Raw genomic sequence first — 17,206 nt, 5'->3', positions numbered from 1 at the left:
TCGGAGTAGAAAACTATACTATTATAAAATGACATGTTATTATAACGAGGACAATGTTTATCCGCGATATCAAAGAATAGATGTTTCGAATAAAAATAGTAAAAAAAGGTGATGATATCATGCATATGAAAACCGGAGTGGAACAATCTTTGTATGCCATTCTTATCTTGAACATGTTGCCGCAACGAGCCGTATTACCAGGAGAAGCCATTAGTCAACAGCTTAACGCATCGCCGACATATACCCAAAAGATCTTACGGAAATTAGTCAGCGCGGACTTGATTACTTCTGTTCCTGGAGTGAAAGGTGGATTTAAGTTAAGAAGAAAGCCTGAAGATATTCGTGTCTATGATATATATCTAGCGATTGAAGGGAAACAATCACTCTATTCTTCAACTGGTGTTTTTCATGACTTGCTGGATTTAGAAGAAGATCGTGACTGCGCATTAACGGCTTTGATGGCAGAGGCTGAAAATTCATGGAAATCGATTTTAAAACGCGAAACGGTGGCGTCACTTTATGAAAAAATAAATACAGAATACAATCCGAAAGTACAAGCACTGCAAGAATGGCTAAAAGAAAAAATGGTGTGACAAGTTAGTAGGATTGCGAGATAGGTGGAGTTACGATGAATACATTTCAAACGCATCAAGGGTTCGCTCGAACATTTTCGGAAAATAAGCTCACACTAGGCCTTACATTTCCTATGGATCGAGCAACCGATTATCGGATGCCGATGGATATAGCTGAGCAGGTACAGCTCGCCAAACAAGCCGAAGATGCAGGATTTGCGGCATTATACGTGAGAGATTCACCGCTTTACGATCCAGACTTCGGAGATACTGGCGTGAAGCATGATCCTTTTCAACTTCTCGCATACGTAAGTGCGCATACAAGTAAAATAGCGCTAGGAACCGCAAGTGTCGTCACAACGTTGCGGCATCCGCTTCACTTGGCTAAGTCAGCTGCTTCATTGGATGATCTATCCAAACAGCGCTTCTTACTAGGCGTTGCAACGGGTGATCGCCCGATCGAATTCCCTGCGTTTAAAGTGAATCGAGATCGACGTGATGAATTGTTTAGAGAATCTATAAATGTAATGAAAACCGTTTGGAAAGAATCATTCCCTACGATTCAGTCTGAACGTGTAGGATTAGAAGCAGGCGATGTGATTCCGAAACCAATATTGTCGAACATCCCTATTTTAGGTACAGGATATTCTGGACAATCGCTAGAGTGGTTAGCTGAGAATACAGACGGTTGGATATTTTACGCCCAAGAAGCAAATCGTCAGCAAGAACTGATCAAGCGTTGGCGTCAAGCGACAACCGAGTTTAAACCATTCATACAGCCATTAACGATTAATCTATCGGAGAAACCGAATACGTCGCCCAGACCCATTCCAATAAAAGTTGGTTTTACATCCGGTTATCAGTTTTTAATCGATTATCTGTATGCATTGCAAAATATCGGAGTAAACCATGTCGTTCTGGCGATTCGAAATGAAGATCGTCCAATAACAGACGTGATACAGGAGTTGCAAGAGTTTGTCATTCCGCACTTTAAGGCACATACTACACTTTTATGCGTATAAAAAATGGAAATGAGGTAATCAAATGATCAATCAACTAGGTCGTATTAATGAATTAGCAAAAAAACAGCGTGAGGAAGGCTTAACAAATGCGGAAGTAGTTGAGCAGACCGTATTGCGTCAAGATTACTTACGCGAAATCCGCGGACAGGTCATTGGTACATTTTCAGGTTTAACAGTCATCGATCCGCTTGGCAATGATGTAACACCCGAAAAATTACGAGAAACAAAGCTCAATTAAACGTTTGGGGCTATAGGAAGGGTGTATAGAGTGAATGATTATTTAGTAAAAGCAGTAGCTTATCAAAATCAAGTACGTGCCTACGCCGTGAATTCAACCGCAACAGTAGCGGAAGCACAGCGACGACATGCGGCTTTACCAACAGCTGCAGATGCCCTCGGACGTTCCATAACGGCTGGTGTAATTCTTGGCGCTATGTTAAAAGGCGAGGAGAAATTATCGGTTAAAATCAATGGTGGCGGCCCACTCGGTACCATTATCGTGGATTCCAATGCGAAAGGTGAAGTGCGCGGCTATGTCTCGAATCCTCAAACCGACTTTGAAATGAACGAAGTGGGAAAAGCAGTCGGAACGAATGGGTTGCTAACCGTCTCAAAAGACGTCGGGCTGATGCATCCGTTCGTAGGACAAATCCCTCTCATTTCCGGGGAAATTGGAGAAGACTATACATCGTATCTATCTAAATCTGAACAAACGGCATCTGCTGTCAGAGTAGGCGTATTAGTAAATTCTGATTATACCGTAAAAGCTGCGGGTGGTTTTATTATTCAACTTATGCCGGGCGCAGATGAAGACGTGATGAAGATCATTGAAGAACGAGTGAAAGTAATTGCACCACTTTCTTCGATGATCGCGAAAGGAACTACTCCAGAACAAATACTTGAGCACATATTAGGTTCGGATCATGTCACAGTTTTAGAAAGTATGCCCGTTCAATTTCAGTGTCAATGCTCTATGGACCGGATCTCCAATGCGATTATCAGCTTAGGTAGTGAAGAAATTCAAGACATGATTCAAACCGACGGACACGCCGAAGCGAATTGCCACTTTTGCAATGAAACCTATCACTTTGATACTGCACATTTAGAAGCACTGAAAAAAGCAGCTTTATAAAGTGAAGAATACTGAGTACCTGTGTGAGAAAGGGTCATGTGTGCGTAGTCATTCATGAACATTCTTATACAGGTGCTTTTTCGATTGAGTTAAGGAAGATACTGCGTGTTTGATATAGATGTACTTACTATTTAGAGCTAGGATAATAATTGAACTTTTATCTCAACACAAAAAATCACCAATCGAACTAGTAAGTGATGGTATGAAACCTTTAAAACATTCATTCGTATGTAAAGTAAGAAAGAATTGAAACGATAAAGAAATATTGTAATAGACTTATTTCTTACATGGAGGCCTTTGACATAATAAATATTCTAATTGCTATATTAGGAATCATAGTAGCTTCTGTATCCAGTTATAGTTTACTAACAGGTGAAAATGTCACATTACCTTATATGCAGATTCTTTTGGGTGTGATGCTTTTACTCTTAGGAGTCCGTCAATTGAAAGAAAAAAGAAAAGGCTTGGCGATATTTCTTTTCTGTGTAGCAACATTTAGCATATTCATAAACATGAACATCTTATTAAGGTAATAGACGTATGGAGTATTCTACAGGAAAAGAGGTAGGGAGATGGAGTACTGGGATATAACGGAAAACCCTTCAGAAGAAATCTATAGAAAACTGATCAACACGCTATGCGATCATTCGGATACATTTTATTTCATCACACGGAAAGAACTGACCTATAATCAAGATATATTGGAGCAATTCAAACCGTACACGTTGGAAACTTATAAAACAAAAGAGTGGGCCAATACCATAACAAAAGGTCCAGCTGCAACTGTTTTTGTTGTAGAATCAAACGACAAAACATGCAAGTTATTAAAATACCACGCGCATACGTTGTACGACTGGGTGGCACCTGATTTACCTGAAGATCTAACCTTTATGAAGAATAACTTTGCTTGGTTTTCCTGCACGACACATGAAGAATTTAGCAGTTTTTCAATCCGTTCCGACCACTACAAAGAAATCATACATAGCATTGAAGGTTTGAAAATACAAAAGTCGGAATAACTTGAAGTAGAATGCGAAAAAATACCTGTACTACAAAACCGACATGAATGTGAAACGATTCATGAAAGTTTCGTGTACAGGTACTTTTTTATTGCGCGATTTGCGTGGTCTTTTTCTGTGAAAATCCACCAAGGAATAGCTTTCCGTGCGGCAGAAATTTGTGTATGATGATCGAAATGAAGATGGGAATGAATATACCGAATGCGGTGAACCCCACAATACCATACGTAAAGTAATCATTTAATAAAATATCCGTGAAGATATGTAAATACATAATGGTTAAGGAATGCTTTTCAATTTTTTGTAGCCAATTCAACGATAATTTAGCTGCTATGAGTTGGAACACACCAACTAACACCAATGTGAAAGAAAGCGGGATGATCAAGTCTAAGAAGAAATGGTCATAGCGTAAAAATTTCATACTCAAGTGATAGTCAATGACATGATAATGATCAAGAGTTATAGCCGTTATACTAACGAGCAATCCTGCGAGTAACCATTTTTTCGGAATGTTCATCCAAAAACTCTTCAGATAATATCCGATTGAGAAATAGACGACTGCCATAAGTGCGACATCGATGTTCCAAATCATCGGGATCGTTTGCGCCGCAGTAGATGGAGCACCACCAATGACACGCATCGCGAACAGGCTTTCAAAGTGGGCGATACTATAAAAAACAGCTAAAATAATCAGTTGTTTCGTACGGCTAAAGTTTTTAGTCATCCATAAGAAAAACAAATACGTAAAGAATAGGGTAGTAACAAACCAAAATACACCATAAGCCCCACGTGCAAAACGTCCGCCGACAACAAGTGTCCACATCTCATGTAAATACCATGATAAGTCGGAATTCCCCGAACCAATCTCTATCCCATAACGAATCAGTGTAATGCTTACTAAGAAAAACAAATAGGGGACAATTAACTGCATAAACCGTTTTTGAATCGAGAGTTTTAGTAAGCCTTTTTCCACTACGGGCTTAAAAAATAATCCGCTTAAAATGAAGAAGGCCGGCATATGAAACCAGTAGATATACTTAACAAGTGGAAAATCCAACTGTCCAGGATAATGTCCAATGACCACAAGAATCATTAAAAAACCTTTGGTGACATCTACCCAAGATAAACGTTTCTTATTCATAATCAAGCTCCTCAAGAAAACTAACGTATATCCATTGTACAGCTTTTCGACAACTTTGAAGCGAATGTAACAAAATTGACTTGAGAATGTAAGCTAATTGGAAATACATTGAAGTATTGTAATGGTTGAGTATGGATGCTTAAATAACATGGAAATATAGATAAAGTACCTGCGCTTGAAACTACGTGAAATGTATCCCCGCAAGCATTTCGAACGCAGGTCCTTTTTCAATTCTCTTGTTCTCTAGCAAACTCCATAAACATCCGTAATTTCGTGGCTGCTTTTCCGTAGACGGTTTCTTTGTCATAATTTCCTTGATCATCGGGATGTCCTGCTGGTGTACCAGTTAAAATTTCTATTCCTTCTTCAATCGTTCGCACTTTATAAATATGGAACTGTCCATTGCGAACAGATTCAATGACTTCATCATTTAGCATCAAGTTTTTCACATTTTGATGGGGGATGAGTACACCTTGTTTTCCTGTTAATCCTCTACTTTTACATACATTATAAAACCCTTCAATTTTCTCATTCACGCCGCCAATCGGCTGAATTTCTCCGTTTTGATTGACAGAGCCAGTGACGGCTAATCCTTGATTGATAGGAATTTCTGACAGGCTAGAAAGAATGGCATACAATTCTGTGCTTGAAGCGCTGTCACCGTCAACACCGCCATAGGATTGTTCAAAAGCGATATGTGCGGTCAGTACCATTGGATACTTCTGCGCGAACTTTTGCCCTAAATATCCTCCTAATATATACACACCTTTATTATGCGTGTTCCCGCTCATTTGACTTTCTCTTTCAATATTGACAAAACCTTTCTTCCCCATAAACGTTGTAGCGGTAATGCGGGATGGTTTGCCGAAATGATATTGACCTAAATCATAGACCGCCAAGCCATTTACTTGTCCAATTTTCTCTCCTGTTGTATCAATCAGAATACTTCCTTCTTCAATACTCGCTTGGATTTTTTCTTCATATAAATTTGAGCGATATTTCTTTTCCTGAATAGCTTTTTCGATATGCTTCGCTGAAACGAGGTCGTCTCCCATAATACTTGCCCATGCATCCGCTTCGTATAGTAATTCTACTTGTAAATTAAAACGAGTGGATAATTTATTTTGATCACCGGCGATACGTGAGCTGTATTCAATGACTTTGGCAACAGCTGTCGGATCAAAATGCCGAAGCCCATGTTTTTTGCAATGTGTATGAATGAAACTAACTAACCCCGCAATATTATCTTGGTTGTATTTCATTTCTACATCAAAGTCTACGCGAATTTTGAATAATTTACGAAAATCTTCATCATGGTGATAGAGGGCTTGATATATGTCCATATTCCCAATAATAATGACTTTTACATTGAGATGAATCGGATCTGGATTGACTGATGCGGTAGCGATAATACTGGCATGTTCGCCTATATTCTCAATTTGTAATTTATGGATTAATAAGGCTCTTTTTAACCCTTCCCATGCTTGGCTTTTCGAAAAAATATCTTTTGCTTGAATGAGAAGATACCCGCCATTTGCATCATGTAGGTAGCCAGGTTTTATTTTCGTGAAATCAGTACTCATGACGCCCATTCGATTTTCGTATTCTACTTTGCCCATCAAGTTATAAAAAGTAGGATTATCTGCAGATATGACGGGCATGCCTTTCGTTTCGCTATTATCAACTAGCACATTTATCGTATATTTTTTTAGTGCTTGATTTTCGTCTTTGAACAGACTGCCAAGCTGCTTTTCGTCCTTTTTAGAAGCAGTGGATAAAAATGCCTGAAAATTATTCACGAGATCTTTTCGCACCGTTTTAATATAGTGCATTACTTCAGGACAGTCTTTGTAGTTCTTTCTTAATTCCTCAATATGAAAATCAATTGTCGTAATGGCTGTTTGATGGTCAAAGCCGGCCAATGATTTCTTCAAGTCCTGTTCGAAACGGAGTATGGTTTTCGTCGCTTCCAATATAATTTCTTGTAATTTGGCAGAGTTACTTTCGATAGCCGCTCGTTGTTCTTCGTTCAATACATGATAAGCTTCTTCACTTAAAGGATTCCCATCTTCACCAATAGGAATGGTAGCAATCGTAGAATCGGACTGCTTAAGTACAAAGCCGTTTTCGGTAGCTATTTCATTGGTCCGTTTATACACTTCGTCCACTTGGTCTTTATATTTTCGAATGATCGAGGAACGGTTCTTTAGCCGGTTTTCTTCATTAAAGGCAGTAGGGATATCTGCTTTTAAATCTTGCAACAGGTCTTCCATCGACTTTTGAAGTTGCTTACCCAATCCAACAGGAAGTTTTAGCACTTTAGGTTTGTACTCATCTTCAAAGTTATTTACATAACACCAGTCAAACAGGGTAGCTTCTTTTTCCGAAAAGTCATTAACGACGGTCGTGACAAAAGAAGTTTTACCGACGCCTTCTATTCCAGCGACGTATAGATTGTATCCGGGTTTATCCACATGTAGGCCGAAGTTCATCACGGACCGTGCACGTTGTTGTCCCACAATATTTGTAAGCTTGGCTACTTGTTCTGTTGATTCGAATGAAAACCTGGAGTAGTCCACCGCTTTTTTTAATTCTTCCGGATGTAACTCTGCTTGCCGTTTTATGGAGTCTTCATTGAAATTTTCCAATTAACTCACCTCACTCATTATTTTGCCGTTATGTTGTACATACCCTTAATGAGGTAATTACACGCAATAATCACATGAAAAACTCATTAAATTTTTTTGACTCTCGATGTATGATATTTCGAAAACTGCTCATTCTATTGTCAGAAGGAGGTGGACAACATGCCAAACAGCAATAACAACAGCAATTCAAACCAGCTTTTAGTTCCAGGTGTACAACAGGCGATCAACCAGATGAAGGAAGAGATCGCGAACGAATTCGGTGTAAACCTTGGACCAGACTCCACATCGCGTGCCAACGGATCCGTCGGCGGAGAAATTACAAAGCGATTAGTGCGTCAGGCTCAATCACAAATGAACGGTTATACGAAGTAATCGGTTCTATCCATCCAGATTAGCATGTGAAAAATCAATGTCACTATACGCTTTGATTTCTCAAAAAAGAAAAGACGACAATTCATTCGAATGTGAATGATTGTCGTCTTTTTGTATTGAAAGAAGTACTTCAACAAATTAAATTAAGTTTGTTTTAGATCATGTAGATTTACATCGAAGTATAGATTGCTAAAACTCAATTGAAGAGCCTGTCTACTGCATTTTAGAAATACTTTATTTCTCGGATGTTCAAGCTAGAAAATGAAAAGCTTTAACTGTAAAAGAAGAGTATTCATCTATTGAATAGTAATGAAGTATCTTAGTCTGCGAACATTTACATAGGTGAAACTATATACAGTTGAATAAAAATAATAATGAAAAGTATTATCAAAATAGATTAATTATTCAGTAAATGGTATACTAAATATAAAACACTTGGAGGGATGTACAAATGAAACACTGGATACGATTTGTTGTCGTTGTCCTGTTTATTGGTCTGCTATTCCCCAATGTACTAGTATCAAAAGCAAGTGCGCTAGATGATGTTAAAGGCGATCACCATTTTGTAAATAGTTTTACTGCTAAAGACGGAAGTAATTACTATGTAAACAGAGGTCATCTCGAGGAATTAGCGGTTGGGATATATAAGGTAAGTAATGATATGAAAAAGTTCCGATTGATCAAGCAAGGGAACTACACGAATATTCAACTATATAAAGATACGATCGTCGTATTCAATGATGATCTAAATAAACTACAACGGTTTTCGTTTGATGGCACACTCATCAGGGAGTATCCGCAAGTGACCAGCAGTAATTTCTTGATTGATCGGGATAGAATGTATTATCACACGGGTAAAAACGTATATGAAATCAATATCAATGGACAAGGAAATAAGTACCTATATACGTCAGAAGGCACGATTCAAGAGTTCACCGTTCACAATGGCTGGCTCTATTACGCATACTTAATACCCGCTGTTCCTCCTCCATATGACTATTCAATGAGTTTTGCACGATTCAAACTATCCAATCCACAACAAGTCGTGCCGATCATTAGTAAAGTGAATTCGATTGATTCAATTATTGTAAGAGACGGCTATATTTATTCAGTTATCGATCCACAATCTACTATGAATGCTAGGTATTTGTATCGCACGGATTATAGTGGTAATGGGTTAAAACGCATCTCCAATGTCGATTCAACTGCAGTATTTATTGGCATAAAATATATCTATTTTGTAGATAATACTGGAACTTATAAACAGTATCTTTATCGAATGGATAAAGACGGGAAGAATGCTGTGAAAGTGGGGGATTTAACAGGTTCCAAGCTTAGCGCAGAGTATTATAATGGAGCATTTTATTTTGAAATCCAAAATGTTCAACAAAATACTTTTTTTCTTCGTAGAATACTACAGACGCGCTGAAGTGCCTATTTTTATATAAGTAAAACGACTAAAACCTCCTTACCAAAGTAGGGAGGTTTTGTGGTGTTGCATGTTATTTCAGTTGAAAATCATATTTTTCACCATAACCTAATACGACTACTTCAGTGCGGTCATAATCTCTTAGTAATTTTTCGAATTCTTGATCTCTATCTACCATATTTTGGACCACGGGGAAAGCTTGTAGTAATTGTTCGTAACTCTCTTTTGATACCGCAGTATCCGCAGTAGGGAAGGTATGACTTGGAATGACCACATCTACATTTAGAAAATTACGAATCGCATAAGCTGCTTCTCTTGGTCCCATTGTAAATTGACCGGAAGAGGATAGTATAGCGACGTGGGGCTTGTATAGCTCATCAATTAGTTTCAAATCATAGCTTAGTGCGGTGTCTCCTGAATGATACAGTGTGTGTCCATCTGTGAACTCAAATACATAACCGGAAGCTTCGCCTGCATAAATAGGAGTGCCTTCGGTTTCGCCGAATGAAGAACTATGTTTTGCGGGTACCATCGTGACATTCACATCTTCTAGTGGAATTGAGCCACCTACATTAAGCGGGAAAATATTTTGAAATCCTTTTTGCAACAGAATCATTGCCAATTCATAGGGAGCAACGACTAAAAGTTGTGGATTTACATCCATCATTTTCTGAAGTCCACTTGTATGATCAAAATGTCCGTGAGTTAAGAAAACCGCATCAATAGTGTGAAAAAACTCTTCGGTAATGAATTCTTTTGGGCAACCAGGATTTAAATCAAAGAAAGGATCAATCAGATAGTTCTTATTCATCCGGCTGGATAGTAAGTACATCGCATGACCAAGTCTAGTAACTTTGATTTCCTTCACCTCCGGAGTATTCTGAATATACTGATATTATAATGAGTTTTATGATTGAAGTCAATATCGGATAAAAGAAACGCTTTACATTCAGCATACAAATTCTATACAACAGTTTAATGAAATAGATCGGTCTCACGTGATTTCGCTAAAAGATGATTAGTTGCTTTATTCATTCTTTCCTTGAATACGAAACCGAAAGTAATGAAGACTATTCCAACGATTGCTAAAAACAGCACACCCTTAATGGCTCGCGCCCAGACAATTCCGCCTACTGCCTCTCTCATCAAGTCAATTGCATACGTGAAAGGTAAGAAAGGATTGATCCACTGGAAAAATGAAGGTAGTAACATGATCGGATACGTACCACCAGATCCTGCAATTTGCAGCACAAGCAAGACAATAGCCATCGCTTTACCAACGTCGCCGAACACTGAAACAAGCGTATAGACAATCGACATGAACACTACGCTGATCAATATCCCAAATAAGAAAAATGCTATCGGCTCTTTGACAGTGACACCAAGCAGCACGATATCGCCGGTCGTCACGATCAGCGTTTGAATACATCCAATCAAACCGAATGTAAATAGCCGACCTACATAAATTTGTCTAGATGTGAATACACCTTCTCGGCTAATGTCTGTCGCTAGTAAGGAAATGAGTAATAAACAACCGACCCAAATCGAAAGTACGGTATAAAAAGGGGTCATCCCGGTACCATAGTTTTTGATCGGGAAAAGCTTCGTTTCATTCAATAGTATCGGTTCCTCAAAGAAGCTGCGCTCTGCTTGCGGGTTATTTTGTAGCAAATCAATGATTTCATTAATATCTGTTGAGCCTTGAATATCCTTGATACGATTCGCCAGCTGGTTCACTTTATCGTAAACGTATGGGTATTGGTTTAAAGCGTTCTCGACTTGCTGTTTACCTTGTGATAAGTGTTTGTCTGCACTAAGTAATGTTTGTTGCACTTCAGGGAAAGTATGTTGTACTTCTATTAACAACGCTTTGGCACTAGTAAGAGTCTTCAATGCTTGCGTTATTTCTTTGCGGACAAAAGGTTTTATCGTGTCGGTATATTCTTTTAAGAATGAATTGGCTTGGATAGAAGTGTTCTCAGCAATCTTTTGCAAATCATTAATACTATTGTGCAATCGTTCTTCTTCACCTTGCACAAGTGCGTTCATCGTATGAGCATTTTGTTGAATTTCAGACAGTAGTTGGTGAAGATTGGTGACTTTTATTAACGCGGCATCGATCGGCTGGAACAGAGTGGCGTCTGTTTGTTCACCGTTCAACCCCTCGGTTATCTTTTTTATATTCAGAAGGTCTTGCTCAAGTCCGCCCAGTTTTTCCATACTGCTGGTTACTCGGTCGTCAACCTCTTGTTTTACACGATCCCATTCAGTGAAGTCAGGTGATATTTGCTGAATCTTTTTAAGGAACTCATTCGTTTCATTCGTAATAGCCGCTATTTTTTCCAAATCCGCTTTTATACGTGGTGCAGCGGCTTCTAATCGATTTTGCGCAGTTGTTAGCTGATCAATCGTATCATTGATCGTTTGTAAGCCTGCGTTAGTAGTCCGTTTCGCTTCAGGCAATAGCTGTTGCGCTTTGTTGATAATCTGTTTGGCGGAGTTCGCATCGGTTACGATTCCTTCCAAAGTCCGCTGAATCGTCGGTAATTGCTTCTGAACGTCGAATATATATTGTTCGAATTTCTTAATATCAGGCAAGTCATTCTCAATTTCTATTCCAAGTTCATTAAACATATCGAGTACTACGCCATTGACAGTAGAAATAAAACGATTGCTTACTTTGTCGACAATGACAGAAGCACCTTTTTCCGTGATTTTTGGTGCAATTGAATTCAGCTTTTCATTGACGAAATAATTGATTTCTGCTTTTTCAGGCTCTCCTGAAGTGACCGTTGCAAGTTTGCTGGAGAAGTCTTTTGGAATGAAAATTGCCGCAAAATAATCACCATATTCTACTCCATCCATCGCTTCCTGGCTTGTGGTAAAAGTCCAATCCATCTCTTTATTATCTTGTAACGTTTTTATTAGTTCTTTCCCAACATCAATCTGTTTGTCACGTACCATCGCACCTTCATCTTCATTGACAATCGCAACGGGTAATTGGTCGGTATGGGCATAAGGATCCCATGTCGCGTAAATATTCAGCCATGCATACAAAGAAGGTAAAAAGGTCAGACCGCCAATCAATAGGGCAACTACCCAGTTTTTACTAATATGCTTCAAATCCAATTTAAATATATTCCAACTTGTTTTCACCATCTTACCTCTTTTCCAATAACACTTTTATTAGCTATTATGCCCATAACACCGGAATTCAACTGATTTCTTTTGTGATTGTTTGAAAACCAAAAAATAATACAGAACTGCAGAGATTTTTTTCACATGACGGATGTTCCATTAAAAAAAGCACCTTATCCCTAGCTGATTTAGCAGGGGATAAGATGCTTTTTCTATAATAGTGGGTAATTCATTGACTCACACCAATTGCGGCGCCATTACGGCTGGAATCAGCAACACCTTTATATACGCCTTCCTTTTGATCGATAAGAATACTTTGTACGTTCCCAATCGTTGTCGGCTTGTCGCCAAATTGATGACCGAGTACACGCAAGTAATTCATTGATTCTAGTGGAATATCGCTTTCATAACGGTAGGATGATGTGCTGTTCGTATAGATTCTTGGTTCTTCTACAGCGGCTTTTAATTCCATGCCATAATCAATGGAGTGAATAATCGTTTGCAGGACGGATGTGATGATGGTCGGTCCACCAGGTGACCCAACGGATAGAACAGGCTGGCCATCTTCAAATACAATAGTTGGCGTCATGCTACTGAGAGGACGTTTATTTGGTTCCACTTGATTCGCTCCGCCTGGTACTGCGTCGAAGTCTGTTAGTTCATTATTTAACACAATTCCATAACCTGGTACCATGATTCCGCTACCGAATAGTTGTTCAATTGTTGTCGTATTCGACACGACATTGCCCCATTGATCGGTTACGGAATAGTGCGTCGTCTCGCCGAGTTTATCGGGTTCAGGTTGAACAGTAGCTACAGTTGCATTCGGTTTATTTTCGTATTTCCAAGGATCTCCGGCTTTCGGATTTTTGTTCATGCGTTCCAAACTGATCAAGTTCGACCGTTCTTGGATATACTGTGGATTCAAAAGTCCTTTTAGCGGAACGTCCACAAAGTCAGGATCTCCAGCGTACATAGCACGGTCAGCGTATGCGAGGTGCATCGTTTCCGCAAGCAAGTGATATTTCTGCCAAGACTTTACGTTATATTGAGATAGATTGTAGTAATCAAGAATACCAAGCATTTGAAGAAGGAATACACCACCGGAGCTAGGAGGTGGCATACTAGCAATCTGATAGCCTTTGTAATCGCCCCAAATTGGATCATCCATCATAATTGCGTATGTACGTAAATCTTCAGATGTCATAGTGCCGCCATATTGTTGTACTGCGCTTGCGATAGCTTGTGCGATTTCTCCTTCATAGAATACGTCCGTTCCTTCGTTTTTAATTAATTCAAACGTCTTCGCTAGATCTTGCTGTATTAATATATCGCCTTCACGCATAGGCTTGCCATCAGGTACAAAAATCTTCCCTGACTCTTTAAAAGCGAGTTTCAGCTTATTCTCTTCAATGGCTTCCGCAAGCACGGAATCGATTGGAAAACCGTTTCGTGCTAAGTCAATTGCCGGTTCAATTAATTCGGACATTGGCAGCGTCCCAAAGCGTGAAAGGGCTTCCTCTAATCCTTTTAACGTTCCCGGTACACCCACTGAATTCCCACCTTCTACTCGCTTCGAGAAGGGGAGGGGTTCACCTTTTTCATCCAAAAACATATCGGGAGTAGCTCCTGCTGGTGCACGTTCACGACTGTTAATGATCTGTGTTTTGTCAGTATTGGCATCATAATACATGAGGAAACCTCCGCCGCCAATGCCAGACATCATGGGCTCTGTAACATTTAGTGCAAATTGAATAGCTACTGCTGCATCAATCGCATTCCCACCATTCGCCAATACGTCAGCACCGACTTTTGATGCTAATGGATGTGCTGTTGTTACCATCCCATCAAGTCCAGTGGCTACTTGACGATAATTTGAATAATCCGTATCCCAGTCGCTAGCAAGTATGGTTCCTGGTAATGTACTGAATAAAAGCAAAAAACTCAATGGAAGTACTAAAATCCAATTCAATCGTTTCTTCAATCACTTCACCCTTTCAGAAATGTTTTTCCTTTACTCCAACAGTAGCACTCCTTTCCAATTAAGTTAGATTATCGCAATTTAATAGTGCGATAGCCTGAATAATTTGATTATAGCAAACGCTTACATATATAAGTAGATTATATTTCGGATTTCGAAATTCAGTTCTAAAGTAGTTAGCGAGCGAAGAAGTTTCTAGTAATAAATAACCCGCTAGCAGTCTTCCGATTTTTTACTAGACAGACTAAATGAAACCTTTTCACTAAGAGTAGTGCACGTTTTTCACATTAAAAAGTCCTTTTATATTTTTCATACAATCTTAAGAAACGTCCACTACCATTCTTCATACTTCTACTTCATAATGAATAGTATAGGCGGGTGTATACATGAAGAAATTACTACTGGTGTTACTCATCTGTTTGGGAATCTATGCAGTCGTTACCCAATGGAATGATGTGCAAGTGATAGAAGAGAATTGGAGTGTCTCGTCGAAAGCCATGATTCTATTGAATGCACATACAGGTGAAGTGCTGTATGAGAAAAACAGCAAAAAACCATTACCGATTGCTAGCATGACAAAATTAATGACGCAATATATCGTGTTGAACACGATTAAAAATGGCACGATTTCCTGGGAAACTACCTATCAGCCAAGTTCCACTGTCCTCGATATGGCACAATTTGCGAGTGCTTCAAAACTCAGCATGAAAGCGAATGAAAGCTATACAGTACGCGAATTATTCACTGCGATGACGGTTATTTCAGCAAATGATGCGGCCCTTGCATTGGCTGAAATAGTAGGAGGGACGGAAGAGGAGTTCGTTGCGATCATGAATGAACAAGCACGTGCGTTTAAGTTAAAGAAAACCGTTTTCTATAATCCACATGGCTTGGATGGCAATTATTTAGGACGAGGTGAGGGGAAAGACAACTTGGCATCCGCCAAAGATATGGCTATCATTGCGGATCAACTTATTAAAACACATCCCCAAGTATTGGAGTTTACCAGCATGACACACTTCATGTCTAAACAAGGAGTCAAGATGTGGAATACGAATTTATTGTTACCGGGTATGCGTATGCAAATGGATGGCGTGGATGGGTTAAAGACAGGATATACTGACGCTGCCGGTTCTTGTTTTACGGGGAGTGCAGTCTTCAATGGAGAACGTGTGATTTCCGTACTGATTGGGGTAGAGGAAGTAGACGGCGATACAATAGAACCGCGTTTTAATGTAACACGGGAAATGATGGAGCGCTATGCCAAGTGATAGGTAACTACTATCAGTGTATGGATGCAAAAATGACTAAGACTTCTGATTTCATAAAAAATGATAAACATAAAAAAGTAATTGGAAAAAGACTGCGCTAGAAACCATGGTTTCTAGCGCAGTCTTTTCTATAAAATGTGTAGTTATTGCTGGACACTACCCACATCTACTAATTCTTCCGTCGCTGCTTGTATTCCGGACTTCATAAGATTCACCATTTCCGCTAACTGTTCATGTGAAGTAGCCAGTGGTGGCATCAGGACAATGACATCACCGAGCGGCCTAGTCAGCAAACCAAGCTCTCTCATTTTAAGCGTAGCGCGGTAAGCGACACGTCTTTCTACCGGGAACGACTCTTTAGTGCGCTTGTCTTTGACGATTTCAATTCCGCACATCAAGCCACATTGTCTAACGTCTCCCACATGCGGAAGTTGCTGAACATCCACTAGTAATTCTTTAAGAAACACAGCTTTTTCCTCTGCTTGCTTTACCAGTTGCTCTTTCTCAAAAATCTCCAAGTTCGCTAATGCTACTGCACACCCAAGCTGATTTCCCGTGTAGGAGTGTCCGTGGAAGAAAGTCTTCATTTCCTCATATTCTCCGTAAAACGCATTATAAATTTCTTCGGTCGCGAACGTAGCGGCGACTGGCAAATAGCCCCCTGTAAGTCCTTTTGCTACAGTCATCAGATCGGGTTCTACTCCTTCATGCTCGACAGCGAACATTTTCCCAGTACGTCCGAAACCGGTGGCTACTTCGTCGACAATCAGTAGTACGTTAAATTCTTTGCATAGCTTCTCAACACCCTTTAAATAACCTGCAGGCATCGTATTCATTCCGCCAGCTCCTTGAATCATCGGCTCAAGCACCATTCCTGCGATTTCTTCATGACGTTCTTCAAATAGCAAGCGCAGTTCATGTAGGCTCTCATCCCGTACAGTATTGTCATCACCTGAAGGGTGACGGTAAACTGACGGGAAGGGAATGACAAGCGCATCAAACAATAGGGAAGTATAGACTTTGTGATACAGTTCAATTGAACCGACACTCATCGTACCGACCGTATCTCCATGATAGCCATTGCTGACGGTCACAAAACGTGTTTTTTTCTCAATACCTTTATTCTGCCAATACTGATACGCCATCTTCACCGCTATTTCAACAGACGTTGCGCCACTGTCGGAGTAAAAAACACGCGTCAATTTTTCGGGAACTAATTCCACTAATTTCTCAGCCAGCAGAATCGAGGGTATATTTGCAGCACCGAGTAACGTCGAATGCGCAATGGATTGCAGTTGTGTTTGAATCGCCTCGTCCAGCTCCTTTTTTCGGTGACCGTGTACATTTAGCCACAAAGAAGAATAGCCGTCCAAATACGTTTTGCCATGTATATCCGTCACGGTCACGCCTTCTCCGCTTGCAATGATAAGCGGATCTTTTTCATAATCCGACATCTGTGTAAATGGTAACCACATATGTTG

Annotated in this window: 15 protein-coding genes; 9 read left to right on the top strand and 6 right to left on the bottom strand. The window is 39.7% G+C overall.

Translation table 11 applies throughout. The features are described 5' to 3' along the window. Nucleotides 1-119: 119 nt before the first annotated feature. The 6 genes from SporoP8_RS01245 (at nt 120) to SporoP8_RS01220 (ending at nt 3,745) form a co-directional block, all read left to right on the top strand. Nucleotides 120-593 (top strand): RrF2 family transcriptional regulator, encoded by a 474-nt coding sequence (locus SporoP8_RS01245; protein ID WP_085130818.1) that lies wholly within the window; start codon nt 120-122, stop codon nt 591-593. A 35-nt stretch (nt 594-628) separates the two neighbouring features. After that, nucleotides 629-1,594: an LLM class oxidoreductase gene (locus SporoP8_RS01240; protein ID WP_085130817.1), complete on the top strand. Its 966-nt coding sequence runs from the start codon at nt 629-631 to the stop codon at nt 1,592-1,594. Between the two features lie 22 nt (nt 1,595-1,616). After that, a complete protein-coding gene (locus tag SporoP8_RS01235) occupies nt 1,617-1,832 on the top strand; it encodes a DUF896 domain-containing protein (RefSeq protein ID WP_085130816.1) in 216 nt (71 codons plus the stop codon). Between the two features lie 30 nt (nt 1,833-1,862). Continuing rightward, the gene (gene hslO / locus SporoP8_RS01230; RefSeq protein ID WP_085130814.1) at nt 1,863-2,726 is read left to right on the top strand and encodes an Hsp33 family molecular chaperone HslO; all 864 of its coding nucleotides are present in this window, start codon (nt 1,863-1,865) and stop codon (nt 2,724-2,726) included. A gap of 287 nt (nt 2,727-3,013) precedes the next feature. Next, nucleotides 3,014-3,259: a DUF3953 domain-containing protein gene (locus tag SporoP8_RS16950; RefSeq protein WP_085130812.1), complete on the top strand. Its 246-nt coding sequence runs from the start codon at nt 3,014-3,016 to the stop codon at nt 3,257-3,259. Nucleotides 3,260-3,298: 39 nt separating this feature from the next. Then, nucleotides 3,299-3,745 (top strand): hypothetical protein, encoded by a 447-nt coding sequence (locus SporoP8_RS01220; protein ID WP_085130810.1) that lies wholly within the window; start codon nt 3,299-3,301, stop codon nt 3,743-3,745. A gap of 88 nt (nt 3,746-3,833) precedes the next feature. Here the strand turns inward: SporoP8_RS01220 and SporoP8_RS01215 are convergent, their stop codons facing one another. Next, nucleotides 3,834-4,886, bottom strand: a complete 1,053-nt coding sequence (locus SporoP8_RS01215) for an acyltransferase family protein (protein WP_085130808.1) — start codon at nt 4,884-4,886, stop codon at nt 3,834-3,836. 227 nt (nt 4,887-5,113) lie between these two features. After that, on the bottom strand, nt 5,114-7,534 hold the full coding sequence (locus SporoP8_RS01210; RefSeq protein WP_085130806.1) for a Lon protease family protein: 2,421 nt from the start codon (nt 7,532-7,534) through the stop codon (nt 5,114-5,116). Nucleotides 7,535-7,693: 159 nt separating this feature from the next. On the opposite strand from SporoP8_RS01210, the gene SporoP8_RS01205 reads away from it, so the two are divergent. Beyond that, entirely contained in the window at nt 7,694-7,906 is a 213-nt protein-coding gene (locus tag SporoP8_RS01205; RefSeq protein ID WP_085130804.1) for an alpha/beta-type small acid-soluble spore protein, read from the top strand. 451 nt (nt 7,907-8,357) lie between these two features. After that, nucleotides 8,358-9,335: a DUF5050 domain-containing protein gene (locus SporoP8_RS01200; protein ID WP_085130802.1), complete on the top strand. Its 978-nt coding sequence runs from the start codon at nt 8,358-8,360 to the stop codon at nt 9,333-9,335. Between the two features lie 73 nt (nt 9,336-9,408). Here SporoP8_RS01200 and SporoP8_RS01195 read toward each other — a convergent pair whose 3' ends face one another. The 3 genes from SporoP8_RS01195 to ggt form a co-directional block, all read right to left on the bottom strand. Continuing rightward, nucleotides 9,409-10,203: a metal-dependent hydrolase gene (locus tag SporoP8_RS01195; protein ID WP_157111210.1), complete on the bottom strand. Its 795-nt coding sequence runs from the start codon at nt 10,201-10,203 to the stop codon at nt 9,409-9,411. A 107-nt stretch (nt 10,204-10,310) separates the two neighbouring features. Further along, nucleotides 10,311-12,494 carry a YhgE/Pip domain-containing protein gene (locus SporoP8_RS01190; RefSeq protein WP_085130798.1) on the bottom strand — a complete coding sequence of 728 codons (2,184 nt, stop codon included), beginning with the start codon at nt 12,492-12,494 and terminating at the stop codon, nt 10,311-10,313. 208 nt (nt 12,495-12,702) lie between these two features. Further along, a complete protein-coding gene (gene ggt / locus SporoP8_RS01185; protein ID WP_085130796.1) occupies nt 12,703-14,457 on the bottom strand; it encodes a gamma-glutamyltransferase in 1,755 nt (584 codons plus the stop codon). 383 nt (nt 14,458-14,840) lie between these two features. Here ggt and SporoP8_RS01180 point away from each other — a divergent pair, with 383 nt between their 5' ends. After that, nucleotides 14,841-15,725 carry a D-alanyl-D-alanine carboxypeptidase family protein gene (locus SporoP8_RS01180; protein WP_085130794.1) on the top strand — a complete coding sequence of 295 codons (885 nt, stop codon included), beginning with the start codon at nt 14,841-14,843 and terminating at the stop codon, nt 15,723-15,725. A 143-nt stretch (nt 15,726-15,868) separates the two neighbouring features. On the opposite strand, the gene bioA is transcribed toward SporoP8_RS01180, so the two are convergent. Continuing rightward, nucleotides 15,869-17,200, bottom strand: coding sequence for an adenosylmethionine--8-amino-7-oxononanoate transaminase (gene bioA / locus SporoP8_RS01175; RefSeq protein WP_232319238.1), 1,332 nt, complete (start codon nt 17,198-17,200; stop codon nt 15,869-15,871). Nucleotides 17,201-17,206: the final 6 nt, after the last annotated feature.

The sequence above is a fragment of the Sporosarcina ureae genome (genome assembly GCF_002101375.1).
GTDB lineage: Bacteria > Bacillota > Bacilli > Bacillales_A > Planococcaceae > Sporosarcina > Sporosarcina ureae_B.
This window is presented reverse-complemented; position numbering and strand designations above follow the sequence as displayed.